Genomic DNA, 26,065 nt, shown 5'->3' with positions numbered 1-26,065 from the left:
TCCCCGCAAGGTGGTCTTGCACGAACGCGTTCCGCGCGAGGGCGAGTACTGGGCCGCCCGCGCGGGCGATTCGCCCTTTCCAGAGGGAACGCTTCTTCCCGCCGGTGCGGCTCTTCCCAGGCCCGTTCCCGCGTGGTACCACCCCTCCGTCCCGCCGGAGGAGCCGATTCCCTTTGACTACTGCGTAGTCCACGCGGATGAAGACATCATTGTTGCCGATAAACCACACTTTCTTCCCACCACTACGAATGGCCGCTTGCAGCGCGAAACCCTGCAAACCCGCCTGCGCGTAGACTTCGGCGAAGACGATATCGTGCCGCTTCACCGCCTCGACCGCCTGACCGCCGGCCTTGTCATCTGCTCGCGCAATCCCGCCACGCGGGCCGCCTACCAGCGCATTTTCCTGGGAGGGAGGGCGGTGAAGAGGTATAGGGGCATCGTCAAGCAGCCGCTTTTCTGTGATGAGGAAATCAGGCTGCCTATGCACAAGCCGCGGGGCAGCAGGCAGGTGCTCGTGGCCGATAATGGCACGCCTACCTCGACGTATGTGCGCGCTGCGGGGCGGGAGGTAACCATGTGGCCGCGGACCGGGCATACGCACCAGCTGCGGGTGTTGCTGAATTATCTTGGGCATCCGCTCATCGGCGATGACACATATCCCGCGCCGCGCCCGCTCGACCTCTATGACTTCTCCCGCCCGCTTTACTTGCTGCACGAAACTATATCTTTTATAGATCCTTCATCACATTCGGAGCGTCAGTTTTTCAGTTCGCGTGGCTTAGGAACTACAATCAGGTAATTACTAATCTCCGGCAAGAAAGGCGGCCCATGGCAGACCTCAGCGTTGCGCGCTTTGCGTCCAATTTTGGGCAATTCCTTAAGTTCGGTCTTGTCGGCGGCTCGGGAACCGCGGTCAACCTCTTCGTTTATTTTCTCGCGCAGAAGCTCTTTGGCGCGGCGGATATTTTTGCCGAGGACCCCTTCATGAACCTCTTCGGTTCTGCATTCCATATCCGCTGGTACCACGTCTTTGCCACCATCTCCTTCCTCGTAGCCAATACCTGGAACTACCAGCTCAACCGCATGTGGACCTTCCGGACCGTGTCCAAGGTGTCCTGGATTCGCGGTTTCTTCCCGTTCCTTTTGGCTGGAATCGGGGCGTTTATCGTTAGCCAGGTCATCCTGACGCTGCTCATGAATCCGAACTCGCCCGTGGGCCTACCAACCGATGTCTTCGATAACTCCACCGGATTGCGCACCAAGTCCTATTGGGCGCAGGCCATTTCCATTGTCGTTGCGATGCCCATCAACTTCATTATCAACAAGCTCTGGACGTTCCGCTCCAAGCCGAATAAACCCGTCGTCGTCGACGAGGTAGCGCCGGTTTAACTACCCGCTCCTAGCTCGGCCTAGCCCGGCTCGTTTCGCCACCCCGGCCCCGCCCTTCGCGCTCACCAGCGTGGGCTGCTGGGGTCTTTTTATGCCGCCGGTGAGCGGCAAGGGCGGGGAGGGACGTCGCCAAGCAAGTGTATGTGCGACACCCATCCCTTCGCGCTCACGCTGGGATAGTTTTCATCGACGCCATGCCTGCTCGGTGAGCGGCAAAGGAGGCTGCGCCTTTCGCGCTCACCGGCAATGGTTGCCGGCGGCGAAACTTCCTCCCGGTGAGCGGCAAGGGCGGGGAGGCGGGGCGCCGTTGTCGCTGGGACCCCTTCGCGCTCACGGGGAGTAGTAAACGAACGCCACCCGCCGTCCGCGGTGAGCGCGAAGGGCGGGTGGTGGGGTGTGCCTGAAGGCGGGTGGTGGAGGTGAGGTACTAGTCCTCGAGGGTGGCGTCGAGGCGGGACTGGTCGCGGCGGTTTTGCTTCCGTCGGAGCGCAGGGGAGATGAGGATGACCGTGAAGGTACCTACGGTGGCGCCGATGAGGTAGGGAGCAGCGGGGGCATCGGAAAGCGCGTAGGTGTGGTAGGCGATGCCGGAGAAGCAGAGGAACATCGGGATGAGGTAGAGGGCGGTTAAGGTCCAATTGGAGCGGACCGTTGGGGTGGCGATGTGCCTGCGCATCCAGGCGGCGCTGAGGGACGTGCCGGCGATGGAGGGGACAATGGCGAGGAGTGCGAGGAGGCTGAGGTGGCCGGGGAGGGACCAGGCGAGGATGGCGGCGACGATGAGCTCGAGGAAGGTGCTTGGGTAAGGGTGATGGCGGAGGCCTTGGTGAGGATGTCGCGTTCGAACTCGTCGGTGGAGGCGCGCTCGATGTGGTTGAGGGATATGTTGGCGATGGCGTTAAACATGTTGTTCAGCTCCAAAGATTTCTTCGACTGTTTTATCTAGTTCGTGGCAGATGTCCAATGCGAGGTGCACGGACGGGGAGTAGTTGCCGCGTTCGATATTTGCGATAGTTTGCCGGGAGACGCCGACGCGCTCTGCTAGTTCGCCTTGCGACCATTCGCGCCAGCGCCGCCACTTGCGGACCATGTTGGGTTGTCCGGCCACATCATCACCTCTCTTGTCGTGTTTACATGACTTAATATAAAGTAAACTTGACATTATGGCAAGGGTTAGACGCATAGATGCCAGCGCCAATATGGCTGGGTGGCGGACATGGGAAGCTGTGGCTTGCGGCCTTTGAGCAGGTCACGGGTGGCTTTGATAAGCAGGATGACTTGGTCAAGGTGGTGCCTGACGTCATCGGCAGTAAAGCGCAAAACCGTGTACCCATGCGCGGTCGCGGCGTTCTGTTTGGAGCGGTCTGCCTGAAACGCGAGGCTGTGGCTGTGGTAGGTCCAGCCGTCGATCTCCACGATGAGCTTGCCCATTAAAAGATCGAAGCGGTATCCGCACACGTGGGCGTTATGAACAGGGAAAATGCCTTCGGTGCGCAGGGCACGGCTCACCTTGCGCTCCGGTGGGCTATCCGCGCCGATGGCCGAGAGCCGCATCGTCTCCTTCAACGCGCGCGGTGTCCGGCCCATTCGTTTGCGGTCCCGCTCCAGCCGGCCGGGCCCCTTTTCACCGCGGTAAAACTCTTCCAGCAGCGGGCCACAGGCCCTAGCAATCTTGCGAGCAGCCCACAGAACCTGCACCACCGGCAGCCCCTTGACCAGGCTCGTTGCCTTGAGCCGGGAATGCGAGACGCGGAAATTCTTGCCACGCAGCGTCCGCGGCCCCTCCGCTTCCAGTGGAAAGGTCAGCGGCCGGTCAAGGTGAATCTCCTGCGCGGTCTTCCCCGTAAAATGGATACGGCTCAGCCCATGCACCAGCGCCTTCGCCACCGCCAACGGCGACCACTCGTCGGTATAAATCCCCCGGTGCACGCGGTACAGCTTGCCCGCGCGCACTCGCCGCCGAATCGCGTCCTTGCCCAGCCCCTGCTCGCGCAACTGCGCAGTCGTCCATGCCCCCATGGCTTCAATTTAAAAAGCGGCCGCCTCCTCGTCCAGACGGGGTCCGACAGCCTGTGGATAACCCGCCTATTTTGAGGTCTCGCGCTCTCTTTTCCTCGCCGCTCTGTGGATAACCTCCTTCCACCCTCCCTTAGCGCTCACCGGCGGCCAGGTCTGTGCCCTTAAGCGGCCCCTGGTGAGCGCGAGGAGTGAGTGTGCCGGCCAGCCCCCTTCACGCTCACCGCTTCCGCTTTCCGATGCCCATTTCGCCTCCCCGTGAGCGCGGAGGTCGGCCCCACACCCGTCGCGCTCACCGGGAGGTGAAAACGCCGTACCCCGCCCAGTGCTGGTGAGCGCGAAGGGCGGGGTAATGGGGCGGCAGGCACGGTGGGCTGGATGTGAGGTGTAGGGCGTGAGGGCCGGAGGCAGGGAGTGGCCGCTAGGTCAGAGGGAGCGTGGAGGTCGGGTCGATGCCGCGAGCCTTGGAATTGAGCACACCCGCGATGGCGAGCACCGCGAACATGGCGGCGGCGGAGAGGAGTTGGGTGCGGGCGGTGGCATCGGTAAGCATGAGCACCGCGATGGCCGCGAAGAGGGCAAGGGCGAACCAAGTGAGATAGGGGAAGGCCCACATGCGGATGGGGAGTGGATGCAGGGCCTCGAGTTGGCGGCGTAGGCGCAGCTGGCTGACGGCGATGAAGACCCACACGATGAGCAGGGAGGCGCCGGCGGCGTTGAGCATGAAGGTGAGCAACCAGCCGGTATCGGCGTAGTTGAGGACGACCATGAGCACGGAAAGTGTGACGGATAGGGCGATGGCGGTGGTGGGCACACCCTCGGTATTGGTGGCGGCGAAGATGCGCGGGGCCTCGCCGCGGGAGGCGAGCGAGTGCATCATGCGGGAGGAGGCGAAGATTTGCGCGTTGAAAGCGGATAGCAGCGCGAGGACGATGATGACCTCCATGATGCCGGCGGCACCGGGAATGCCGGCGCGGTCGAGGACCATGGTGAACGGCGATTCGGCGGCGGTGGAGGCGGCGTCCAGGCTGGAATAGGGAAGCAGGAACGTGATGACCAGGACGGAGCCCAGGTAGAACACGGAGATCCGCAAGATGGTGGAGCGCACGGCGTTGACCAGGGATTTTTCGGGATCTTCGGATTCGGCGGACGCGATGGCGACGACCTCGATGCCGCCGAAAGCGAAGGCTACGGCGAGCAGGCCGGCGGCGACGCCGCCGAGGCCGTTGGGCATGAAGCCATCGGCAAGGAAGACGGATGTGCCCACGAAAGTGTGGCCCGGCAGGAGGCCGAAGATGAGGAGGGCGCCGATGATGAGGAAGGCGATGATGACGACGACCTTGATGAGAGCGAACCAGTACTCAAATTCGCCGAAGGTGCGCACGCGCAGCAGGTTGACGAGGCCGAAGACGGCGACGCAGATGGCGGCGGGTATCCAGGGCGGCACGTCGAACCACGAGCCGATGAAACCTGCGGCGCCGGTGATTTCGGCGCCGAGGACGGCGACAGTGGCGCACCAGTAAATCCACCCTTGGGTAAAACCTGCCCAGCGGCCGATGCCGTGTTCGGCGTATTCGGAAAAGGAGCCGGAGGCGGGGATGACCGTTCCCATCTCCCCAAGCATTTGCATCACGAGGATGGCGAGGAATCCGGCGATCGCGTAGGCGATGATTACCGCTGGGCCGGCGGCGGAAATGCCTACGCCCGTGCCGAGGAAGAGACCGGCGCCAATGGTAGAGCCAAGCCCCATCATGGTCAGGTGGCGGACCTTCAGGCCAGAACCAAGGGTAGAAGAGTTATCAGACACTTCTCCATGGTATTTCTCGGCCGCGGGGCGCCGGAATTGGGGTGGCGTTAGTTCTTGTGGAGGTCCTCGTTCAGTGCGACGGCCTCGGCATTCCACTCCACGGCTTCGACAGCACCGGAGACGGAATTGCGGCGCAGCAGCAGGCCGGAGGCGCCGGAGAGCTGGGAGCCCTTAACTGCCTCGCCATTGCTGACGCCCAGGGCCTCGGCCACCTTGCCAAAGACGGCGACCTTGGTACCGGCGGTGACGTAGAGGCCGGCTTCGACAACGGCGTCATCGCCAAGCGAAATGCCGATGCCCGAGTTAGCGCCGAGCAGGCAGCGCTCGCCGATGGAAATAACTTCCTTGCCGCCGCCGGACAGGGTGCCCATGATGGAGGCGCCGCCGCCAATATCGGAGCCATCGCCCACGACGACGCCCGCGGAAATGCGGCCTTCCACCATGGAAGCGCCCAGGGTGCCGGCGTTGAAATTGACGAAGCCCTCGTGCATGACCGTGGTGCCCTCTGCCAGGTGGGCGCCCAAGCGGACGCGATCGGCATCACCGATGCGCACACCGGAGGGGACAACGTAGTCCACCATGCGGGGGAACTTATCCACGGAGTAGACCACGACGGGGCCGCGGGAGGCGAGGCGGCCGCGCACCATCTGGAAATCGGAGACGGCGCAGGGGCCGTAGTTGGTCCAGACCACGTTGTTGAGGTGGCGGAAGATGCCGTCCATGTTGAGGCCGTGCGGTTTTACCTCACGGTGGGAGAGCAGATGGAGGCGCAGGTAGGCGTTGTAGGTATCGGTAGGTGCCTCGTCGAGGTCAGCGATGGTGGTTTCCACCGCCACGCGAGCCACGCCGCGCTCTTCATCGGGGCCGACGAGGGCGGAGAACTGCTGCGGAGTCTCCTCCAGACGCGTCGTGCCGGTGGTCTCTACTTGCTTATCGGTATGAACTGCTGGGAACCAAACGTCCAAGACGGTGCCGTCGTGGGTAATGGTTGCCAGGCCACGTGCGGATGCAGAAGTCATGGTGGCTAGCTTAGCAATTACTGCCGAACTTGTTCGCGCTTGTCCGCGGGAACCACGAAGGACAAGGCGACGAGCGCGGCAAAGAGGATGATGACGGCGATGACTTGGTTGCGGGCGGAGGGGTCAAAGAGCATGAAGATGGTCAGCGCGGCCAGCGCGGTGGCGGTCGCCCACGGTAGCCAGGGGTAGCCGGGCACGCGGATGTCCGTGAGCTCGCCGTTCGCCTTCAACTGCGGGTGCAGCTTGAGGAAGGAGGCGACGATGAAGGTCCACACCACCAAGAGGCAGCCGCCGACGGCGTTGAAGAGGAAGGCCAGCAGTCCCGGCGGGTTCCAGAACTGGAGGCCCACCGAGGCGAAGGCGAAGATCATGGACAAGATGACGGCGTTGATGGGGGAGCCGGAGTGGTTGGTCTTGAGGAAGAACTTTGGCGCGCAGTGGTCCTTGGCCATGTCGAAGACCAGGCGAGAGGTGGCGTAGATCTGCGCGTTGAAGGCGGACAGGAGGGCCAGCGCGATGATGGCCTCCATGAAGCCGGCGGCGAAAGGAATCTTGGCGGCCTCGAGCACCAAGGTGAACGGTGAATTGGCGGCGGCGTCGGCATCTTGGATCTGGCTAAACGGCAAGGCCATGGTGATGACCACGATGGAGCCGATGTAGAAGATCATGATGCGCACGATGATGGCGCGCACCGCGGTTGCCACGTTGCGGGCTGGATCCTCGGACTCGGCGGCGGCGATGGTCACCAGCTCGATTCCACCGAAGGCGAAGGCCACGGCCAGCAGGCCCGCTGCGAAGCCGGGCATGCCATTGGGCAGGAAGTTATCGGTGAAGTTGGTTCCAGCGCGGGAGAGATCCATGCCGGGCAGGATGCCGAGTGCCATGAGGATGCCGACAACGAGGAAGGCGATGATGACGGCGACCTTGATGATGGCAAACCAGAACTCGAATTCACCGAAACCGCGCACTGCGGCGAAGTTCACCACGGCGAAGAAGGCCACCGCGATGAGCGCGGGAATCCACGGGGCGATATCGAACCAGCTGCCGATGATCGCGGCGGCGCCGGTGATTTCGGCGCCCATGACCATGATGAGCATGAACCAGTAGATCCAGCCCATCGTAAAGCGCGCCCAGTGGCCGAAGGCCTGGCCGGCGTAGGTGGAAAAAGAACCCAGGGAAGGGCGGGCCGCAGCGATTTCCCCGAGCATCCACATGATGAGCGCGATGAGGACGCCGGCGACGGCATAAGAAATGAGCACCGAGGTGCCGGAGATTTGGATTCCCAATCCGACGCCCAAGAAGAGACCGGCACCCACCGCGGAGCCAAGGCCCATCATGGTGAGGTGTCGCGATTTCAATTGTGTGGCTTCGGCCATAATTACCACCTTGTGAGAGGTTATTTTTTACAGTGAAGTGAACATTACACAATGCAACGGACCCAGCGGGGCGCTACCATGGCGGCTTGTGACTTTAGATCTATATGCCGACCCCATTGAAGTGACCAAGGCGCTCGTCGATATCCCAAGCCCCTCCCACCACGAGGAGGCCATCGCGGATGCGGTGGAAGAAGCCCTGCGTGGTCTAGACGTGGAGGTCGCCCGCTTTGGCAATACCGTGTGTGCGCGCACGAACCGCGGGATGGATTCCCGCGTGATTCTTGCAGGCCACATCGATACCGTTCCATTGGCAGATAACGTACCGCATCGCATGGACACCGCCGAAGATGGTGGCGAGATCATGTTCGGCTGCGGCACCGTGGACATGAAATCCGGCATGGCAGTATACCTCAACGCCTTTGCTCACCTGCATGAATCGGAAGAACTCCAGCATGATTTGACCGTCATTGCTTATGAGGGCGAAGAGGTATCCACTGAATTTAATGGGCTGGGCCACTTGCAAAAGGATCACCCCGAGTGGTTGCAGGGCGATTTTGCGCTCCTCGGTGAGCCCTCCGGCGCCATGGTCGAGGCCGGTTGCCAAGGCACGATTCGTCTGCGCGTGACGGCGCATGGCACCCGCGCGCACTCGGCCCGCGCGTGGCTCGGCTCCAACGCCGCGCACAAGCTCGCCCCCGTCATGACCCGCATTGCGGACTACGAGCCGCGCGAGGTCACCATCGATGGCTGCACCTACCGCGAGGGCCTGAACATCGTCCACCTGGAGGCCGGCGTGGCCACCAATACCTTGCCGGACGAGGCATGGATGTTCGTCAACTTCCGCTTCGCCCCGGACCGCAGTACGGAGGAGGCGTTGGAGTACATGAAGGGGGTCATCGGCAAGCATGAGGACGTCACCATAGAGATCGATGACATCGCCGGTGCCGCCCTGCCTGGCCTGGGGCAGCCTGCGGCACGCGCGCTTGTCGATGCCGTCGGCGGCAACGTCCGCGCCAAGTTCGGCTGGACCGATGTCTCGCGCTTTGCTGAGATAGGCATTCCCGCCGTAAATTTCGGTGCCGGCGATCCTGGCTTTGCGCATAAGAAGGACGAGCAGGTGCCCACGGCGCAAATCACTGAAGTTTCTACCGCACTGCTTAATTACTTAAAGGGATAAAAATGACCCCTGACCACATGCGTACCCTGCGCGGCCCGCTCTTGCTGCGCAGCGAGGGAGAACAAGGCTCCACCTTTGACCAGCGCCTGCTGGAATCCGGCGCGGACCACGAGTGGCAGCACGCCGATCCGTGGCGCGTGCTGCGCATCCAAGGCGAATTCGTCGCCGGCTTTGATGCGCTGGCTAAGCTGCCCAAGGCAGTGACGGTTTTTGGCTCCGCGCGCACCAAGCCTGAGGATGCGAGCTATCAGATGGCCGAAGAACTCGGCCGCAAGCTCGCTGAATGCGCCTACGCCGTCATCACCGGCGGCGGCCCCGGCATCATGGAGGCGGCGAATAAGGGTGCGCACGAGGGCGATGGCCTCTCGGTGGGACTCGGCATCGAATTGCCGCACGAGCAGGGCCTCAATAAGTACGTGGACTTGGGCCTGAACTTCCGCTACTTCTTCGCCCGCAAGACCATGTTCTTGAAGTACTCCCAGGCCTTCGTCTGCCTGCCCGGCGGCATGGGCACCATGGATGAGTTCTTCGAGGTTCTCTGCATGGTTCAAACCGGTAAGGTCACTAACTATCCCATCGTGCTCATGGGTACAGAGTACTGGTCTGGCCTGCTGGAATGGATTAAAAATACCCTCGCCGCCGGTGGGTATATCAACGAAGACGACCAAGGCCTTTTCCTGCTTACCGATGACCCCGATGAGGCCGTCGCCCATATCATCGAGCGTCACAAGGTGATGAGCGATAAACGCATTAGGGAGCCGCGTTGAGCCTCGCGCGCGTGATGGCGATAGTCAATCGCACCCCGGATTCCTTTTATGACAAGGGGGCCACCTTTGACATGGACCCCGCCCTCAAGCGCTGCGATGAGGCCATTGTGGCGGGAGCCTCCATCATCGATATCGGCGGAGTCAAGGCCGGACCGGGCGAGGAAGTGGATAGCGCGGAAGAAATCGACCGCGTCGTGCCCACCATCGCCCGCGTGCACGAGCGCCACCCGGAGGTACTTATTTCCGTCGACACTTGGCGCAGCGAGGTCGCCGAGGCCGCCATCGCCGCCGGGGCGGGGCTGGTCAATGACACCTGGGCCGGGTGGGATCCGCAGCTTATCGAGGTCGCCGGCCACTACCGTGTGGGCTACGTGTGCTCGCATACCGGCGGGATTACCCCGCGCACCCGCCCGCACCGCGTGCACTTTGATGATGTCGTCGCTGACGTCATTGCTGAGACCACCGCCTTGGCGGAAAAAGCCGCGGGGCTTGGCTGCCCGGAAGAGCTCACCTTCATCGATCCCACGCACGACTTTGGCAAAAACACCTATCACGGCCTTGAACTCTTGCGGCGCATCGACGAGATCGTCGACACCGGCTGGCCCGTGCTTATGGCGCTATCCAATAAGGACTTCGTGGGTGAGACCCTCGCGCGCGGGGTAGGAGACCGCGTTGCCGGAACGCTCGCCGCCACAGCCTGGGCCGCAGCGCACGGGGTGGCCGCCTTCCGCGTCCACGAGGTTGCTGAGACTGTCGACGCCATCCGCATGACTGCCGCCATCCAGGGCACGGCCGCGCCCCTTGACACCACCCGCGGGCTCGCATGAGCGTTTCCGTCATCATCCCTGCGCTCAACGAGGAATCCACCGTGGCCGGCGTTATCCGCGCCTGCCTTGCCGGTGACCCCCTCGAAGTGCTCGTCATCGACGCCGACTCCACCGACGACACCGCCGCAGTCGCGCGCGCAGCCGGCGCCGATGTGCGCAACTGGCGCGATATCCTGCCCGAACCGCCGCGCCCCGGCAAGGGCGAATCCCTCTGGCGCGGGGTCGCCGCCGCGCGCGGGGACATCATCGTCTTTATCGACGCCGACCTAGAATCCGCTGCGCCCGGCATGGTCACAGCACTCGCGGCGCCCTTTGAGGATCCCCGCGTAAACATGGTCAAGGCCCGCTATCGCCGCAGCCTCAACGGCCAACCCACCGGCGGCGGGCGCGTGACCGAACTCACCGCAAAGCCACTCATCCGGCAGTTCTTCCCAGAGCTAGCCCACATCGATCAGCCCTTGGGCGGCGAGTACGCGATCCGCCGCACAGCCGCGCTAGAGGTGCCTTTTGTGGAAGGTTATGGGGTGGAAGCGGGGCTGCTGGTGGACATCGGCAAGCGCGGCGGGCTGACAGAAGTCGACCTAGGCACACGAGTCCACCGCAACCGGCCGCTTCATGAGCTGGCACCGATGGCGGATATCGTGGCGCGCACGCTGCTCTCGCGCGCCGGGGTGGGAGCGCCAATTGCTCAGCGCCCGCCGCTGCTAGGTAGGATTTAAGCCATGCTGTCCTGGATTGTGCTCATCGTGGTGCTCATTGCGTTCATTGTGATCGGAACGTGGCTGTGGGGCTCGATATTTGGGCCCGGGACCGTGATGGACCCGCCCGATGAGCCGCAGAAGGTGCTGGAAAATAACCGCGCCGCCGCAGCTCAGGGCCGTTTTGAGGACGTGCAATTCGAGGTCGTCCCGCGCGGGTACCGCCAGGATCAGGTCGATGATCTGCTCGCGCAACTTGAGCAAGAATTAGCGGCTGCGCGGAAAAGCGGGCAAAAAGGGACTAAGCTGGATAGAAACGAAGATAGTTAAGGAGCCCTACTATGGCAGCAATGAAGCCACGTACCACTGGCGGCGAAATGGAAGCGGTGGTGGAATCCCGCAAGATCGTCATGCGCATCCCTTCTGACGGCGGCGGGCGCATCGTTATCGAGCTGAACAAAGAAGAGGCCGCGGAGCTCGGTTCTTTGTTGACCGAGGTTTCTAGCTAGTCTGGATACATGCTTTCTCATATCGTCGATATTCTGGCCGATCCAAACGACGGCACGGCGCTTTCCGGCGCCGATGATTTTTCCCGCCTCGTTTCGGAGTCCGGCCATTCCTTTGATGTGGCCAAGCAAGGGTATGTGACCTTAGTGGCCGGTGCTGGCCTCAAGCACAAGGGCGATGACATGGACATGGTCAACGCCCGCGAAGCGTACCTAGCCACCGGCCATTTCGCGCCCTTTGTCGAGTCTGTGACCGGCGCGGTGCAAGACGCGCTCGACGCTAGTTCGCTGTCTGCATCTACGCCCGCTTCGCTCCTCGAGGTCGGCGCCGGAACCGGCTACTATCTAGCCCACACGCTTGATTCCATCGACGGCGCGCGCGGCGTCGGACTCGATATTTCCCCGCACGCAGCCAAGCACCTGGCCAAGTGCCACCCGCGCGTGGGCGCCGTGGTTGCCGATGTCTGGCAGCAACTTCCCATCCGCGATGAATCCATCGACGCCATTTCCGTCGTCTTCGCACCGCGCAACCCAGCCGAGTTCCAGCGCGTCCTCGCCCCCGGCGGCCAGGTCATCGTCCTGACCCCAGGCGCCGGGCACCTCGATGAGCTGCGCGAACCCCTCGGCATCCTTGGCGTGGAAGAGGGCAAGGTCGAGCGCATGTATGAGCAGGCGGAAGGCCACCTCGAGCAAGCCGCCGATCCGGTTGATATTTCCTTCCCCATCCAGTTGGACAAAGCGGCCATCGCCGCACAGGTAGGAATGAGCCCGTCCGCTCGCCACATCAGCGCCGACGAGCTCGCCGAGCGCATGGCCGCCCTTCCTCCCACGCTGACGGTCACCGCCCGCGCCCGTCTGGACCGCCTCCGCGCCGTTTCCTAATCGCACACCTGCCTCGCGGCAACCTGTACCGCCCTTCGCGCTCACCAGCAGCGCGCGGGGCGGTTCTTTTTTCGCTTCCGGTGAGCGCGAAGGACGGGTGTGGAATCGGCCAGTCACCGTACCCTCCCTTGGCGCTCACGAGGAACAGCTTGCCGATGCCCCTCCACCTTGCCCGTGAGCGCGAAGGGCTGGTGGCATCGGCAGGGCGGTGGCTGACGGAAAACGAGGATGCAGAATGCGGCTAAGGACGGCATCTTTTGACCCGTGCGGTCGGTCCTGGGTCAGATGGAAGGAATACCCGCCCTTCGCGCTCACGGCAAGCACATTCTGATAGCCGGAGTCGCTCGCCGGTGAGCGCGAAGGGCGGGGGTGGAATAGGCCAGTCACCGTTGCCTCCCTTGGCGCTCACGGGGAGCTGCTTGCCGATGTCGCGACGCCTCGCCGGTGAGCGCGAAGGGCGGGGCCGAAAGGCGCGTGGCGACAGGCTTGGGCAGAAAGGCGGGGGCCGAGAGGCGGGTGGCCGGGTAGGAGGGCTGCAGTATTAGAGCTTGGAGCCGGAGCGTTGCCAGTCTTGTTCGATGACTGCGTCGCCGGTGGTTTCGACATCCATGCCGGAGCAGCCGCCGTCGAAATAGACGCGGGAGGCCATGGCGATGAGGCCGCCGTCGACGAATACCTCTACCGTGGAGCCGTCTTGGATGATGGTGAGGGTGTCGGAGTCGCCATCGGCAAGCGTGGCTGTGGCGGGAGCGGAATCAGCGAAGAAGTGGTCGAAGGCCTTGTTCATGGAACGATCGAGGCTGATTTCCTCGCCGGAGTGGCAGATGGTGGCGGCGGGGTCGCCGTTGCCATCGAGAAGGGTGATGGTGACGCTGGAGCCGGTGGGAACCTCCATGACGCCGGTCCAGGAGCGCGCGTAATCCGAAAGCTTGACCGCCTCGGGCAGGCCGGTGGCCGGTGCCTGGTACAAGACGCCGCCCTCGAGCGTGACCTGGCGCGGCAGGGAGAGGGCATTCGACCAGCCTTCGGCATCCCAAGAGGCGTGTTGGGTGGCGTCGTCGCCGCGGCCATTGCCGTTGAGAAGGCCGAGGATGACGGCGCGCTCGTAGCGGTTTTCTTCAGGGATCGTGCCTGCGGTGGCATTCGTATTGCGCGGGCGGGAGAAATCGTGGCCGAAGTCCACGCGGCGGAATCCGGAAACCACCGTGAAGGTGGTGTCTTCCAGCTGACCCACGAGGTAGCCGGAAACATCGCGGCCGTCGCGCTCGAGGGTGACAAAGAGTACGTCGTAGATCTCTTCGTCGACTTCATCGCGCAGGCGCACGATGCGCGGGGAAACCACTGGGGGAATAGGGGAATTGGCAGGCACTTCGCCGTCCAGGAAGCCAGGGTCGCCCTCAAAGGTAAGGCTGCCGCGCAGGGACCATGAGATGCCGTCATGGCTTTCTAGAATGACCGGCTGCGGGGTTTCGGTGCGGCCAGAAAGCGCCAACATGAGCCAGCCCTTGTGGCCGTCTTCGCGGTCATCGGTGGCCCAATCGGGCACGACGGAGGGCGAGCGGAACCGAGTGTGGTCGGTGGTATTGCCGGCCACCTCGCCGAAGCGAACGACGTTGGGGTCGAGGGCCGAGGAGTCATCGGACACCTCGCAGACATCGTCGATGCAGGAAAAGCGCGCGAGGCGAATGGAGGTGCCGGTCGCGGTCACGGAGGTGAAATAGAGGTTGGTAGCGTCCTCACCCTGGGCCACGGAACCCGCGCGGAGGGCGAGCTCACCGCCGACGGGTGCGAGGACATCATCGCAGTCCAGCCAGTTAAACGGCGCTTCCTCCGAATAGGTGTGTCCCCAGCGGGCGGGGGCATCGGAAGTGGGGCGATATTGATAGAACATGTGCCACGTATCGCCATCGCGAAGGACACCGGCGGGTGCATCTAGGATGCCGGCATCGGGGATGAAGTGGAGTTCGGGGCGGTGAGTCGTCACGGCATTCCTCTCTTAAATTAGGTGCGGGTTCAAGCTTGGGTTGGGGTGGCAGCCACGCCAGGGAGGAAACTCGTTGACCTGCCACGCGGTGGTTTCGCCGCCGTGCGCGGGCGAGGACTTTATGGGGCAGTGTCCGGCTGTCATGTACACCCAGAATACGGATATCTTTTAGCGCGTGCAGGGCCCTCGCTTGCCGATGCCCCCTTTAAAGCTTCGTTACCAATGTCAGCCCCGAACCCAGTGGGAGCCGGGTCACGGTGGCGCCTTCGAGTTCGCGGAGGTATTCATCGGCCTCGCGCGCGGCGGCGGTATCGCGGTCGGTGCGGGAGGTGTCGGCGACGGTGCCATCGAGAAGCGCATTGGCAAGCACGAGCGTGCCGTGCTGGTGCAGCAGGGGCCAGGCCGCCTTGATGAGGGCGGGGAGGTCGAGGGCGGCGACGTCCGCGTAAATGACCTGGTAGGCCTCGGTGGCCAGGCGCCCGAGCACGTCGAGGGGGCGCGAGGGGAGAAAGCGGCCGCGGGTGGGGGCGTAGCCTGCCTCGCGGAAGGCGGCCTTGGCGCTGCGCTGGTGCTCGGCCTCAGGGTCGATGCACGTGAGGATGCCGTTGTCTGGCATGCCCGCGAACAGGTAGAGACCGACGACGGAGGCGGCAGGGGTAATCGCCACGGCCTGGGGGCGGTCTACCACACCGGAGGAGGTTGCCGTCAGCGTGGTGAGAAGCTGACCGGTGGATTCATCCGGGACGGGCAGGCCGTATTCCTCGGCGTGGTCGCGGGCGCCGCGGAGAGCCGCCGAAGGCTCACTGGTGGAATCGATATAGGAGCGCAGTGCGTCATATGCGGTAGTAGTCACGATTAAGACAATAGGTAAAGTTGCGCGAAAGGGTGGCAAAAACGCGCCTAGCCAGCGAAATTGTGGTCTGTGGGAAGTATGTGACGGACTCACAGGATATTATCAGCGCAGCAGCTGGAGTTTCCGCGCTGAGTATAGAAAAATGACACCCATGACAGAAACGAAGCGCGATGCCGAGTCCGTTGCCTCCACCGATGCGAACGTGGAGTTGACCGGTACCGCGGCGTTCGATGCTGGGGAAGCCACGATGCCTTCGTGGGCCGAATTGGTGGCAGAGCACGCCGATGGCGTGTACCGCTTGGCCTACCGTTTATCCGGTGACCAGCAGGATGCCGAGGATCTCACCCAAGAGACCTTTATGCGTGTCTTCCGCTCTTTGGATAAGTACCAACCGGGTACCTTTGGCGGCTGGCTGCACCGCATCACCACGAACCTCTTTTTGGATATGGTGCGCCACCGCTCCAAGATCCGCATGGAGTCCCTACCTGAGGATTATGAGCGCGTTCCGGGTACGGATATGACCCCGGAGCAGGCCTATACCGTGGCCAACCTGGATCCCGTGCTGCAGTCCGCGCTGGATAGCCTGGCGCCGGATTTCCGTGTCGCCGTGGTTCTGTGTGATATCGAAGGCATGAGCTATGACGAAATCGCCGAAACCCTCGGCGTGAAGATGGGCACGGTGCGCTCACGCATCCACCGCGGCCGCTCCCAACTGCGTGCGGCGCTGGAAAAAGAGGCACAGACCAATGCGGAAGCGCGCATCTTGTTGCGCACGCGCTAGAATCGAATCGTTAGCTCCCCTGCCGCGTGGCAGGGGGGATTAAGTGTGAGTAATCCGGCTGTGGCATGAACGTGAGGAGGGGTGTCGATGGACTCACTGCGCGGACGCCGCACCCTCTCCAGGCTCAGCGTGCGGGGCGACTTTACCCCCGCGCAGGCGAAGGCCCGGGATAAGGCAAAGGCGCGGGCGCGGCGCAGCGATTCCATCGGCCACCTCGGCCCAGAGGCCGTCGTTGCCTTCGTGGACGGGGAGATGGAGCCCAAAGCCATGCACCGCGTGCGCATCCACCTGGTCCACTGCGCGGAATGCCGCGCCGACGTGCACCACCAGCGCCATGCCTCTGAGTGGGTGCGTCACTGCAGCGATGATTCCGCGGTGAAGGCCCCGCAGTCCTTATTGGCCAAGCTGGCGGGAATGGCTACGGAAGGCGTGGCCCCGGGCCCCGATGCGTCGACCCCGGCGCACCGGCCGGAGCAGGATTTCCTGGATAAAGTCGAGACGGTGGTACGCGCGATTAAACACAATCAGCGCGGACAGAACTAAACGGAGGGCGAGGATTTAACCGTGTTTTCTTCCATTGGCTGGCCCGAGATTATTGTCATTGTCCTCCTCGGCATCGTCATCATCGGCCCGGAGCGCATGCCGGAAGTCATCAAGGACGTGCGCGCGGCCATCTACGCCGCCCGCAAGGCCATCAATAATGCGAAGGCCGAGCTCAACGGCGAGATGGGGTCCATCTCCGCGGAATTCGACGATATCCGTGGCCCGCTCAACCAAGCTGCACAGTGGACGCGGTTAGGCCCGAAGGGTGCTATTACCAAGGCGCTTTTCGATGGCGACGATTCCGCCTGGGACGACTTCAATCCCCAGAAGATGGCCGAAGACATTAAATCCGGCACCGCGCCGAAAGAACCCGAACAGCGCGCGCAGGACAACAATGGCCCCGCCCGGCCCACCTTTAACTATGCCGAGGTATATGGCGATACCACCGAAACCACCCAGCAGCCGCCCCAGCAACAACAAAAGCCGCAGCGCGGTGGGGAAGATTCCACCGGCGGCGGCTCTGAGTGGAGCGACGTTACCTAATACAACGCGCTCTTAGTTCACGCCCAAGTTGAGGCTCTTGCCCACGAGGGAATCGGAGCGGATGGCGAGCTTATCAGCAACTGCCCTGATTTCCTTTGCGGCAGGGGAGTCGGGTGCTTCGAGCACGATGGGTGTGCCGGCGTCGCTATTCGAGCGCAGTGACGGATCCAGCGGTACGGACGCCAGCAGCGGCACCTCGTGGCCCAGGATGACGCCGAGGCGGTCTGCGACGATCTGGCCGCCGCCTTCACCAAAGACATCCATGGTGGAGCCATCCGGCATGACCATGGCGCTCATGTTCTCAATCACGCCGGCCACGCGCTGGCGCGTTTGTTGGGAGATGGAACCGGCGCGCTCGGCTACCTCTGCTGCAGCGGCCTGCGGCGTGGTGACGATGAGCAGCTCCGCATTCGGGATGAGCTGCGCAACGGACAGCGCTACATCGCCGGTACCCGGAGGCAGGTCGAGGAGGAGGACATCGAGGTCGCCCCAGAATACGTCCGCCAAGAACTGCTGCAGCGCGCGGTGGAGCATGGGCCCGCGCCAGACGACGGGCGCGTTACCCTCCACGAACTGCCCAATCGAGATGTGCTTAATGCCGTGGGAGATGGGGGGCAGCAGCATTTCATCATCAAGCACGGTGGGGCCGTCGGTTGAGCCGAGCAGGCTGGGCACGGAGTGGCCGTAAATATCGGCATCGACAATGCCGACCTTCAGGCCCTTATCCACCAGCGCTGCGGCAAGGTTGACGGTCATCGAGGACTTGCCGACGCCACCCTTACCCGACGCCACCGCAAATACGCGGGTCGTCGAATCGGGCTTCGCAAAGGGAATCTCGGGTTCGGCCTTGCCGCCGCGTAGCTTTTGCTTCAGCTCGCGGCGTTGCTCATCGCTCATCGCGTCCATGGTCACGGTGACCTTGCCAACGCCGTCGATATCCTCGACCGCGGCACGGGTATTGGTCTCGATGGTGGACTTCATGGGGCAGCCCGCGATGGTCAGATAAATGCCAACGGTGACGTCGTTTCCTTCGATATCGACCGATTTCACCATATTGAGTTCGGTGATGGGGCGGCCGATTTCTGGATCCTGTACGTGGGAAAGAGCCTCGCGTACGGCTGATTCGGTAATAGAGCTAGACATAACTCTTGCCATCTTAGTCACGGCGCTACCTCAGGTAAACACGCCTGCACGGTAGACTCTGTGGGACGTTTAAATCCATCCGTTTGTATCGGTGAACTAGAAAAATTAGAAGGAGCACCCTCAGTGAAGCGCAGCCCCGCCCGTCGATATGCCCGCGCTACTGTTACCGCGGTGGTAGGCGCTGCGCTGCTTGCTGGCTGCTCCGACAAGGTCGAGACCAGCCCCGCTGCGGCACAATCCGAACCGGAACAGGTGCAGATCGTCGTTGACCCTGCAGAAACAGATCAGCTCATCTTAGGCGAGGTATTCCGGCAGTCGCTCTTGGAGGAAGGACGCATAGCCGAGCTGAAGAAAGAAGAAACCTTCAAAACACATGGAGGCAAGGGCAGTTCCCTGAACCCAGAAGGCAACTTTTACGTCGGCTGCACCGGCAGCTTTTTAAGCCATTTTAATCCCAGTGAGGCGCGCGATATCTCGGCGGAATATAAAAAGGCAGAAGAAGACAGTGAGCCGGGTGGGGAGGACTTCCTAGCACGCACCCATATTGCACTCATGTCTACCTTGCCCACTCAACTTGCCACAGTCGAGCCCTCCGGTGCTCACGGTTGTGAGGATGCGCAACCAGAGCTGCCAGAAAACTTCGTGGTCATCTATAGCGATAGCCTCTTTGACCGCGAAGAGGAAAAATCCGTCGCCGCGGTCACCAAATTCATCACGCAAAAAGATATCTCTGACATGGTGGAGGCGCTAGAGGATGGCGAAGAGCTGAAGAAGGTCGTCCACGAATGGATGGAAGCTTCCGGAATGGACATTGTCAATGAAGAAAGCGATTCCGGCTCCTCCGGCGGCTCGGATCTGAGCAGTTCTTAAGCTTTTGGTGCGGTCCGTTCTACCCACCGCCCGCCCTTCGCGCTCACCGGCAGGCGCGCTTTAGCGTGCGTTCGGCCTCTTCGTGATCGCGAAGGGTGGGGTAGGCGAACTGGTAAATCTAATCGTCGCACCATTTCTGCGATAGCTGCACCGCGCCCCTTGACGCTCACGGGCGGTGCTTGCCGATGCCCCTCCACCTCGCCGGTGAGCGCGAAGGGCGGGTAGGCGGCTGGCTGGAAGCGAACCTAGCGAGGCGAAGGCAACAGCGTCCATGAAATAGCATTAAGCATGAAAATGCCCCAGTGAGGAAATAACCTCACTGGGGCATTCAGCGCTGTACTGCGCTAGGTGCGGCTTCGGCGATTAAAAGCGATTAAACGTCAAAGGCCTCTTCAAGCAAGTTCTTCTGCTCAATCTGGTGCACCTTGGCGTTACCCGTAGCCGTAGAGGACTGGGCGCGGCGGGAAACGCGGACCATTTCCGGCATATCCGGAATGAGGTTGCGCAGGTGCTCGTTGTAGAACGGCCATGGGCCTTGGTTGGCGGGCTCGTCCTGTACGAACCGGACCTGGGTGGCGTTCGGGTACATCTCGAATGCCTCGCTCAGGCGGTTGAACGGAATCGGGTGGAGCATTTCCACGCGGACGATGGCGATGTCATCGCGGCCGTCAGCCTCGCGCTTCTTCTCCAAGTCCCAGTAGAGCTTGCCGGAGACCAGCATGATGGTCTTAACCTTGTCCGTATCGCCGACCTTCTTGTTATTGACGTCCACGAAGTGGGGGTCATTGATAACAGAGCGGAACTTCTTGACCTCGGTGAACTCCTCAACGGAGGAGGTAGCGGCCTTGTTGCGCAGCATGGACTTCGGGGTGAAGACGACCAGCGGGCGCTTCATTTCACCCAAAGCCTGGCGGCGCAGCAAGTGGAAGTGGTTAGCCGGGGTGGACGGCTGAGCCACGGTCATGGAACCTTCCGCACACAGCTGCAGATAGCGCTCGATGCGGGCGGAGGAGTGGTCCGGGCCCTGGCCTTCGTAGCCGTGCGGCAGGAGGAGAACCAGGCTTGACAGCTGGCCCCACTTGGCCTCACCGGAAGAGAGGTACTCATCGATGATGGTCTGGGCACCGTTGGCGAAGTCACCGAACTGAGCCTCCCACGCCACGAGGGCGTCGGGGTTACCCACGGTGTAGCCGTATTCGAAGCCCATGCCGGCGAACTCGGTAAGCGCGGAGTTGTAGACCATGAACTTACCGCCGTTGTCCTTGGACACAGCCAGGGAGTTGAGCGGGTTGTACTCGTTGCTATTGCGGTGATCGAAGGTCACGGCGTGGCGCTGGGTGAAGGTACCGCGGCGGGAATCCTCACCGGCCAGGCGCACGACCTTGCCCTGGTTAGCCAAGGAACCGAAGGCGAGCAGCTCGCCCCAGCCCCAGTCGATGCCGCCTTCGCGAACAGACTTCGCACGGTCCTTGGCCACCTTGGCCACGCGCTTGTGGTACTCGAAGTCCTCGGGTGGGTTGCCGTAGGCATCGCCAAGCTCGACCATCTCTTCAGCGGTGATGGAGGTATCCAGGCCGCGGGTGAGATCCTGCGAGGAGGTAATACCGGTCTGTTCCTTGGGGCCGGCCTTTTCGGCTTCCTTGTGCTCGGTGAATACTGACTCCATCTGGTCGTGGAAGTCGCGTGCCGCTGCCTCGGCGTCCTCGGCAGACAGGTCGCCACGGCCGATGAGCTCGTTGGTGTAGTGCTCGCGCACAGGCTCGTGGTTCTCAATGACCGAGTACAGCTGCGGCTGGGTCATGGATGGGTCATCGGCCTCGTTGTGGCCGCGCAGACGGTAGACCACGAGGTCAATGAAGACGTCCTTGCCAAACTGGCGGCGGTATTCTGCGGCCATCTGGCCAACCCAGACAACGGCCTCTGGGTCATCACCGTTGACGTGGAAGACCGGGCAGTCAAAGCCCTTGGCCAAGTCGGTGACGTAGTGGGTGGAACGGCCGGAATCCGGGGTGGTGGTAAAGCCCACCTGGTTGTTGACCACGATGTGGATGGTACCGCCGTTGGTAAAGCCGCGCAGCTGGGACAGGTTGATGGTCTCCTGTACGACGCCGAGGCCGGTGAAGGATGCATCGCCGTGGAGCATGACGGGAACGACGGAGTAGCCGTCCTTGCCCTTGTCCAAGATGTCTTGCTTGGCGCGGGCGATGCCCTCCATGACTGGGTCCACAGCCTCGAGGTGGGACGGGTTGGCTGCAAGGGTGACCTTGATTTCACCATCGCCGAACATCTGCAGGTGCTCGCCCTCGGAGCCCAAGTGGTACTTCACGTCACCAGAGCCGCCGAGCTGGCCGCCCTTGTAGTTGCCGTCGAACTCGCCGAAGATATCTGCCAGCGGCTTGCCCACGATATTGAACAGCACATTCAGACGGCCGCGGTGCGGCATGCCCATGACAACCTCGTCGAGGCCCTGGCCCGCAGCGGTATCGATGATGGAATCCAAAAGCGGGATAAGGGTTTCAGAGCCCTCGAGGGAGAAGCGCTTCTGGCCCACGTACTTGGTCTGCAGGAAGTTCTCGAATGCCTCGGCGGCGTTGACCTTCTGCAGGATGTACTTCTGCTCGGCATTGGTCGGCTTTGGCATGCCGGCCTCGAGGCGGTCCTGCATCCAGCTGCGCTCGTCGCGGTCCAGGATGTGGGTGTATTCGGAGCCGACCTTCAGGGTATAAGCAGCGCGCAGGCGGGAAAGCACCTCGCGCAAGGTCATCTGTTCCTTGCCGCCGAAGCCGCCGACGTTGAAGACGCGGTCCAAGTCCCAGATGGTCAGGCCGTGCGTAGCGATGTCGAGGTCGCGGTGATCCGGGCTAGGCAGGCCGGGCTGGGACCAGCCGAGGGGGTTGACATCGGCAAGCAAGTGCCCGCGGGAGCGGTAGGACTCGATGAGCTGCATGACGCGGGTGTTCTTGTCCACGCCAGAGTTGGGGATGTCCTGTGCCCAGCGGAAGGGCTCATAAGGAACGCCCATGGACTCGAAGAGCTCGTCCCAGAAGGCGTCATCAACAATGAGCTTGCCGATGGTGCGCAGGAACTCGCCGGACTCTGCACCCTGGATAACGCGGTGGTCATAGGTGGAGGTCAAGGTGACCAGGCGGCCGACGCCCAAGTCAGCCAAGCGGTCAGCGGAAGCGCCGGCGAATTCTGCCGGGTAATCCATGGAACCAACGCCGATAATGGAGCCTGCGCCCTTGGTCAGGCGAGCAATGGAGTGGCGGGTGCCGATGCCACCCGGGTTGGTCAGGTTAATGGTGACCCCAGAGAAGTCATCCATGGTGAGCTTATTCTTACGGGAACGGGTAACGATGTCCTCGTAAGCCTCAATGAACTCGGCGAAAGACTTGGTCTCGCACTCCTTGATGGCGGCGACCACGAGGGCGCGGGAGCCATCCTTCTGCGGGAGGTCGATGGCCAGGCCCAGGTTGATGTGCTCAGGCTGGACGACGAAAGGCTTGCCGTCCTTTTCCTCGTAGCGCACGTTCATGCCAGGGTGCAGCTGCACGGCCTTGACCATGGCGTAGCCAATAATGTGGGTAAAGGAGATCTTGCCACCGCGGGTGCGCTTCAGGTGGTCATTGATCATGGAGCGGTTTTCCCACATGAGCTTGACCGGCATATCGCGCACGGTGGTAGCGGTAGGAATCTCGAGGGATTCTTCCATGTTCTTAGCAATCGCCTTAAACATGCCCTTGAGCTGGCGCTCGTCGCCGCCCTTATAATCTTCTAGGTCATTCAGCGGAGACTGCGCATTCTTGCCCGCAGAATGCTTCGCCTTCGCGGACTTTTCCTTGGCCTTAGATACAGACTCTTTCACGTTGGTATCGCGGGCCTCTTGCTTGCGGGCGGTGGTAGTGCCTTCGGTCTTCTTGGCCGAGGACGTGGACTCTGCCTTTGCCTTCTGTGGCTGTGGCTTAGATGCTTTAGATGGAGCCTCAGCTTCTGGCTGCGCCTTGGGCGCGCCGTTTGCTTCGAAATAGTCGCGCCACTCCTTGTCTACGGAGCTAGGATCCTTGGAGTACTGCTGGAACTGCTCGTCTATCAGCCACGCATTCGGGCCGAAGATGCTCGATGTGCTCACGGCAGGTTTTCGCCTCATTTCTCTGCTTTAAAATGGTCGTTTATTCGACTTTAGTCCGGACTTTGTACGAGCGCATTTATCACCCGCCAAAGTGTCTGCCTATATGATACGGGCCAATCCCTCACCTTCACTATGTCAGGGGTACTGAATTCGCTCTAAACGATCATTGGGTACCCGCCTCAGTGTGGGAAAGAGGGGAGAGCTGGTGGCGGGCGTGTTCGATGACCTGATTGGCCAGCTTGCGATTGGCCTTCGTGCCAATGACCGCGCCGATGCCCATAGGCATGAGCTTGCCCACCCATGCCCACTTCATGCGCTTGGTGATTTGCTTGGTAAATACCTTGGTCAGGCGGCCATTGATGCCAGATAGCGTGGGACCGGAAAAGCGGGAGAGGGAGGCTACGGAACGCGCCCCCGTGACCGTGCCGAGGTCCCCCACGAAAGTATCAACCACCGCGGAACCCTTCGAGCCAGTCAGTACCACCAGCACCAGGGCGCGGCGGCGCTCGGGCGAGGAGATATCGTCGCCGCGCAGGTACGCGGACGCCAGGATGTACCACGCAGCGGCTTCAAGAAAGACCACGGATTCCGCACCAATGGTGGCAGCACCCGTAAATAGCCCGATGCCGGGCACGGATGCGGAGGCACCAGCGGCCGCGCCCGTGCCGGTAGTGATATTGATGAAGTGCTTGTTAATAAAGCCCTGCAACTCTTGGTCAGTTGCATCCGGGTGATGCTTCTTTAGGTTCTTGACGTATTTGGAAATAACACCAGATTGCACGGATACGGCGCGGTCCAAAGAGTTCAGCAGAGCCTTGGTAAATCGGCCGCTGTGCTCTGGATCGATGTCATATGTGTCAGTAGCTGCGTCATCTGGGGCGGACTTTTTAAATATGGACATGCCTTCTCCCACACCAATCCTTAATTTGTTGGGGCAGTAGTATTAATTGATTTTTTACCTAGCATAGCCCTGGCCTTGAAAGAAGGGGGCGGCCATGTGCGATTCGGATCGCGGCCGGCGTGCAATCTACCTAAGGTAGGGAGTATGCCTTACCCGCAGGAAGATCAACGTGACACTGGGGACTTTTATTCCGAAGAGTCCACCGCTGCCGCGCGCTTGCGGGCCATGCGCGCACACGAGCGCGCCCGTAAGGCCCACGAGCGGGCACAGAATGCCTACGCGGATGAACTCACGGTGCGCACGACCTCCGGCTGGGTGCGCGGAGTAATCGAGGAAGACCTGCGAGTAGATCGCCCCATTAGCGCCGGGCCGGTGCGGACGTGGCGCGGCATTCCCTTCGGCGCCTCTACGGCCGGCGACAACCGCTTCCGCGCCCCACGCCCGGCACCGCGCTGGGATGGCGTGCGCGATTGCAACCAATTCGGGCCAATCGCTCCGCAGCCCACGTACTCCTGGACCGACCGCATCGTCGGCTTCGAGGATTGCCTGTACCTCGACATCGTGCGCCCCCGCACGGAGGACAAGCTGCCCGTCGTGGTGTATCTGCACGGTGGCAGCTTCATCATGGGCTCGTCCCACATGCTTATGTTGCGCGGATTTGAGCTCGCCACCCGTATGGACGTGGTCTACGTTTCCATCAACTTTCGCCTCAACGCCTTGGGATATCTCGATCTGCGCAGCCTTGGCGGCGAGTGCAGCGCTAACCCCGCCGTGGCGGATCAGATTCTGGCCCTTAATTGGGTGCGAGATAATATCGCTGCCTTTGGCGGTGACCCAGACTCCGTTACTCTCATGGGCGAATCCGCGGGTGGTGCCGCGGTGCTGGCGCTGATGACCAGCCCGCCGGCCGAGGGGCTCTTCCACCGCGCCATTGCCCAATCTCCACCCATCGCGCTGGTGCATTCCCGCGCCCAATCCACCTTGTGGGCCCGCGAACTTGCCCGCCGAGTGGGCCTGCCGCGTCGGGTGAGCGTGGATGATCTGCGCCAAGAAGACTGTGCGGATGTGGTGCGCTCCGGCCAATCCATGATGTGGCGCGCCGGCGAGCTACTGCACTTAAACTCCTGCTACGCGCCCACGGTGGACGGCGAACTTTTGCCCGAGCACCCTATCACCGCCTTTGAGCAGGGCCATCAACACAAAATTCCGTTGCTGATTGGCACGAATTCGGATGAAGCCAGCTTTGGCAAGTTCCTCTTTCAGCGCCAAAGCGCCCGGGAGCGCGCAGCCCTCCGGCTCTTGGCCTCCTACGATCCCCACCACGCCCCTGAGGTCGTCGCCGCCTATCGCGGTGCGGTCCGACGGGAGGACTTTGCGCACCTGCTTGCCGATGCCCTCTTCTGGGCACCCTCCACCCGCATCGCCAGCGCCCACTCTGAAGTAGCCGATACCTGGATGTACCGCTTCGACTTCGCTTCTGCCGTCTTAAAGTGGCTGGGGCTAGGCGCCATGCACTCGATGGAATTGGGCAATGTCTTTGGCGATCCCCAATCCTCGCGCGCTTCCCTGCTAACCGGCTGGGGCTCGCGCGCTGAGATGGAGGAATTGACCTCCACCATGCAAGATCACTGGGCCGCGTTCATCCACGGCGGCAGCCCCAAGGCGCAGTGGCCGCGCTATGACGGCGGCGATCGCGCGACCATGATTTTTGATGAACAGGCCTATATCGTGCACGCCCCCAATGACGGTCGCCGCAAAGCGTGGGAGGATTACCACATGGTGGAGTGGGGAAGTGGGCGCCCAGAGCTCGTGCGCTCCCTTGGTTTCCAACCACACAGGCGGGATTAGCGGTAG

At 62.2% G+C, this 26,065-nt stretch carries 26 protein-coding genes; 15 read left to right on the top strand and 11 right to left on the bottom strand.

What is annotated here, in order from left to right:
- Positions 1–10: 10 nt before the first annotated feature.
- Together ABRP64_RS00650 and ABRP64_RS00645 are read left to right on the top strand one after the other, a co-directional pair.
- Entirely contained in the window at positions 11–799 is a 789-nt protein-coding gene (locus tag ABRP64_RS00650) for a pseudouridine synthase (RefSeq protein ID WP_349865093.1), read from the top strand.
- Positions 800–828: 29 nt separating this feature from the next.
- Positions 829–1,389 carry a GtrA family protein gene (locus ABRP64_RS00645; RefSeq protein WP_005280100.1) on the top strand — a complete coding sequence of 187 codons (561 nt, stop codon included), beginning with the start codon at positions 829–831 and terminating at the stop codon, positions 1,387–1,389.
- Positions 1,390–1,816: 427 nt separating this feature from the next.
- Here ABRP64_RS00645 and ABRP64_RS00640 read toward each other — a convergent pair whose 3' ends face one another.
- Positions 1,817–2,065 (bottom strand): hypothetical protein, encoded by a 249-nt coding sequence (locus ABRP64_RS00640; protein ID WP_296090904.1) that lies wholly within the window; start codon positions 2,063–2,065, stop codon positions 1,817–1,819.
- Between ABRP64_RS00640 and ABRP64_RS00635 the strand changes: the two genes are divergently transcribed.
- The gene (locus ABRP64_RS00635) at positions 2,054–2,335 is read left to right on the top strand and encodes a hypothetical protein (RefSeq protein WP_284782501.1); all 282 of its coding nucleotides are present in this window, start codon (positions 2,054–2,056) and stop codon (positions 2,333–2,335) included. The two genes, ABRP64_RS00640 and ABRP64_RS00635, sit on opposite strands and share 12 nt — an antisense overlap.
- On the opposite strand, the gene ABRP64_RS00630 is transcribed toward ABRP64_RS00635, so the two are convergent.
- From ABRP64_RS00630 to ABRP64_RS00610, 5 genes are all read right to left on the bottom strand, one after another.
- Positions 2,288–2,479, bottom strand: coding sequence for a helix-turn-helix transcriptional regulator (locus tag ABRP64_RS00630; RefSeq protein ID WP_284782607.1), 192 nt, complete (start codon positions 2,477–2,479; stop codon positions 2,288–2,290). The genes ABRP64_RS00635 and ABRP64_RS00630 overlap by 48 nt on opposite strands.
- Before the next feature lie 83 nt (positions 2,480–2,562).
- Positions 2,563–3,408: a type IV toxin-antitoxin system AbiEi family antitoxin domain-containing protein gene (locus tag ABRP64_RS00625; RefSeq protein ID WP_284769907.1), complete on the bottom strand. Its 846-nt coding sequence runs from the start codon at positions 3,406–3,408 to the stop codon at positions 2,563–2,565.
- 418 nt (positions 3,409–3,826) lie between these two features.
- Complete coding sequence (locus ABRP64_RS00620) at positions 3,827–5,158, bottom strand: amino acid permease (RefSeq protein WP_349838315.1); 1,332 nt, start codon at positions 5,156–5,158, stop codon at positions 3,827–3,829.
- A gap of 101 nt (positions 5,159–5,259) precedes the next feature.
- Complete coding sequence (gene dapD, locus ABRP64_RS00615) at positions 5,260–6,231, bottom strand: 2,3,4,5-tetrahydropyridine-2,6-dicarboxylate N-succinyltransferase (RefSeq protein WP_284769905.1); 972 nt, start codon at positions 6,229–6,231, stop codon at positions 5,260–5,262.
- A 17-nt stretch (positions 6,232–6,248) separates the two neighbouring features.
- Positions 6,249–7,607: an amino acid permease gene (locus tag ABRP64_RS00610; protein ID WP_284769904.1), complete on the bottom strand. Its 1,359-nt coding sequence runs from the start codon at positions 7,605–7,607 to the stop codon at positions 6,249–6,251.
- A gap of 88 nt (positions 7,608–7,695) precedes the next feature.
- Here ABRP64_RS00610 and dapE point away from each other — a divergent pair, with 88 nt between their 5' ends.
- Genes dapE through ABRP64_RS00575 form a run of 7 tightly spaced genes read left to right on the top strand, consistent with a single transcriptional unit; the run spans position 7,696 to position 12,464 of the window.
- Positions 7,696–8,784, top strand: coding sequence for a succinyl-diaminopimelate desuccinylase (dapE, locus tag ABRP64_RS00605; protein ID WP_284769903.1), 1,089 nt, complete (start codon positions 7,696–7,698; stop codon positions 8,782–8,784).
- A gap of 2 nt (positions 8,785–8,786) precedes the next feature.
- On the top strand, positions 8,787–9,551 hold the full coding sequence (locus ABRP64_RS00600) for an LOG family protein (protein ID WP_284769902.1): 765 nt from the start codon (positions 8,787–8,789) through the stop codon (positions 9,549–9,551).
- A 14-nt stretch (positions 9,552–9,565) separates the two neighbouring features.
- Positions 9,566–10,378: a dihydropteroate synthase gene (folP, locus tag ABRP64_RS00595; RefSeq protein WP_349865091.1), complete on the top strand. Its 813-nt coding sequence runs from the start codon at positions 9,566–9,568 to the stop codon at positions 10,376–10,378.
- Positions 10,375–11,097, top strand: a complete 723-nt coding sequence (locus ABRP64_RS00590) for a glucosyl-3-phosphoglycerate synthase (protein WP_349865056.1) — start codon at positions 10,375–10,377, stop codon at positions 11,095–11,097. Before folP ends, ABRP64_RS00590 begins: the two co-directional genes overlap by 4 nt.
- Positions 11,098–11,100: 3 nt before the next feature.
- Complete coding sequence (locus ABRP64_RS00585) at positions 11,101–11,406, top strand: DivIVA domain-containing protein (protein ID WP_284782508.1); 306 nt, start codon at positions 11,101–11,103, stop codon at positions 11,404–11,406.
- An 11-nt stretch (positions 11,407–11,417) separates the two neighbouring features.
- The gene (locus tag ABRP64_RS00580; RefSeq protein ID WP_005280113.1) at positions 11,418–11,585 is read left to right on the top strand and encodes a DUF3117 domain-containing protein; all 168 of its coding nucleotides are present in this window, start codon (positions 11,418–11,420) and stop codon (positions 11,583–11,585) included.
- A gap of 9 nt (positions 11,586–11,594) precedes the next feature.
- On the top strand, positions 11,595–12,464 hold the full coding sequence (locus ABRP64_RS00575; RefSeq protein WP_349865054.1) for a methyltransferase domain-containing protein: 870 nt from the start codon (positions 11,595–11,597) through the stop codon (positions 12,462–12,464).
- Between the two features lie 541 nt (positions 12,465–13,005).
- Here ABRP64_RS00575 and ABRP64_RS00570 read toward each other — a convergent pair.
- The gene (locus tag ABRP64_RS00570) at positions 13,006–14,448 is read right to left on the bottom strand and encodes a GH32 C-terminal domain-containing protein (protein WP_349865052.1); all 1,443 of its coding nucleotides are present in this window, start codon (positions 14,446–14,448) and stop codon (positions 13,006–13,008) included.
- 205 nt (positions 14,449–14,653) lie between these two features.
- A complete protein-coding gene (locus tag ABRP64_RS00565) occupies positions 14,654–15,301 on the bottom strand; it encodes an O-methyltransferase (protein WP_023028631.1) in 648 nt (215 codons plus the stop codon).
- A gap of 151 nt (positions 15,302–15,452) precedes the next feature.
- Between ABRP64_RS00565 and sigE the strand changes: the two genes are divergently transcribed.
- From sigE to ABRP64_RS00550, 3 genes are all read left to right on the top strand, one after another.
- Complete coding sequence (gene sigE, locus ABRP64_RS00560; protein ID WP_239267874.1) at positions 15,453–16,082, top strand: RNA polymerase sigma factor SigE; 630 nt, start codon at positions 15,453–15,455, stop codon at positions 16,080–16,082.
- Between the two features lie 87 nt (positions 16,083–16,169).
- A complete protein-coding gene (locus ABRP64_RS00555) occupies positions 16,170–16,625 on the top strand; it encodes an anti-sigma factor family protein (protein WP_284769895.1) in 456 nt (151 codons plus the stop codon).
- Positions 16,626–16,646: 21 nt separating this feature from the next.
- The gene (locus tag ABRP64_RS00550) at positions 16,647–17,168 is read left to right on the top strand and encodes a twin-arginine translocase TatA/TatE family subunit (protein ID WP_284769894.1); all 522 of its coding nucleotides are present in this window, start codon (positions 16,647–16,649) and stop codon (positions 17,166–17,168) included.
- Positions 17,169–17,180: 12 nt separating this feature from the next.
- Here ABRP64_RS00550 and ABRP64_RS00545 read toward each other — a convergent pair whose 3' ends face one another.
- Entirely contained in the window at positions 17,181–18,311 is a 1,131-nt protein-coding gene (locus ABRP64_RS00545) for an Mrp/NBP35 family ATP-binding protein (RefSeq protein WP_284782512.1), read from the bottom strand.
- Between the two features lie 123 nt (positions 18,312–18,434).
- On the opposite strand from ABRP64_RS00545, the gene ABRP64_RS00540 reads away from it, so the two are divergent.
- Positions 18,435–19,181, top strand: a complete 747-nt coding sequence (locus tag ABRP64_RS00540) for a hypothetical protein (RefSeq protein ID WP_349865050.1) — start codon at positions 18,435–18,437, stop codon at positions 19,179–19,181.
- Positions 19,182–19,554: 373 nt separating this feature from the next.
- Here ABRP64_RS00540 and ABRP64_RS00535 read toward each other — a convergent pair whose 3' ends face one another.
- Both ABRP64_RS00535 and ABRP64_RS00530 read right to left on the bottom strand, forming a co-directional pair.
- Positions 19,555–23,310, bottom strand: coding sequence for a multifunctional oxoglutarate decarboxylase/oxoglutarate dehydrogenase thiamine pyrophosphate-binding subunit/dihydrolipoyllysine-residue succinyltransferase subunit (locus ABRP64_RS00535; RefSeq protein ID WP_410757528.1), 3,756 nt, complete (start codon positions 23,308–23,310; stop codon positions 19,555–19,557).
- A gap of 163 nt (positions 23,311–23,473) precedes the next feature.
- Complete coding sequence (locus tag ABRP64_RS00530) at positions 23,474–24,211, bottom strand: hypothetical protein (protein ID WP_284782515.1); 738 nt, start codon at positions 24,209–24,211, stop codon at positions 23,474–23,476.
- Positions 24,212–24,355: 144 nt separating this feature from the next.
- Here ABRP64_RS00530 and ABRP64_RS00525 point away from each other — a divergent pair, with 144 nt between their 5' ends.
- Positions 24,356–26,059: a carboxylesterase/lipase family protein gene (locus ABRP64_RS00525; protein WP_349865048.1), complete on the top strand. Its 1,704-nt coding sequence runs from the start codon at positions 24,356–24,358 to the stop codon at positions 26,057–26,059.
- Positions 26,060–26,065 lie beyond the last annotated feature (6 nt).

The organism is Corynebacterium sp. KPL4015 (assembly GCF_040225725.1).
Taxonomy (GTDB): Bacteria; Actinomycetota; Actinomycetes; order Mycobacteriales; family Mycobacteriaceae; genus Corynebacterium; species Corynebacterium rhinophilum.
The sequence above is the reverse complement of the archived record's forward strand: the minus strand, read 5'-3'. Positions and strand labels throughout refer to the sequence as shown.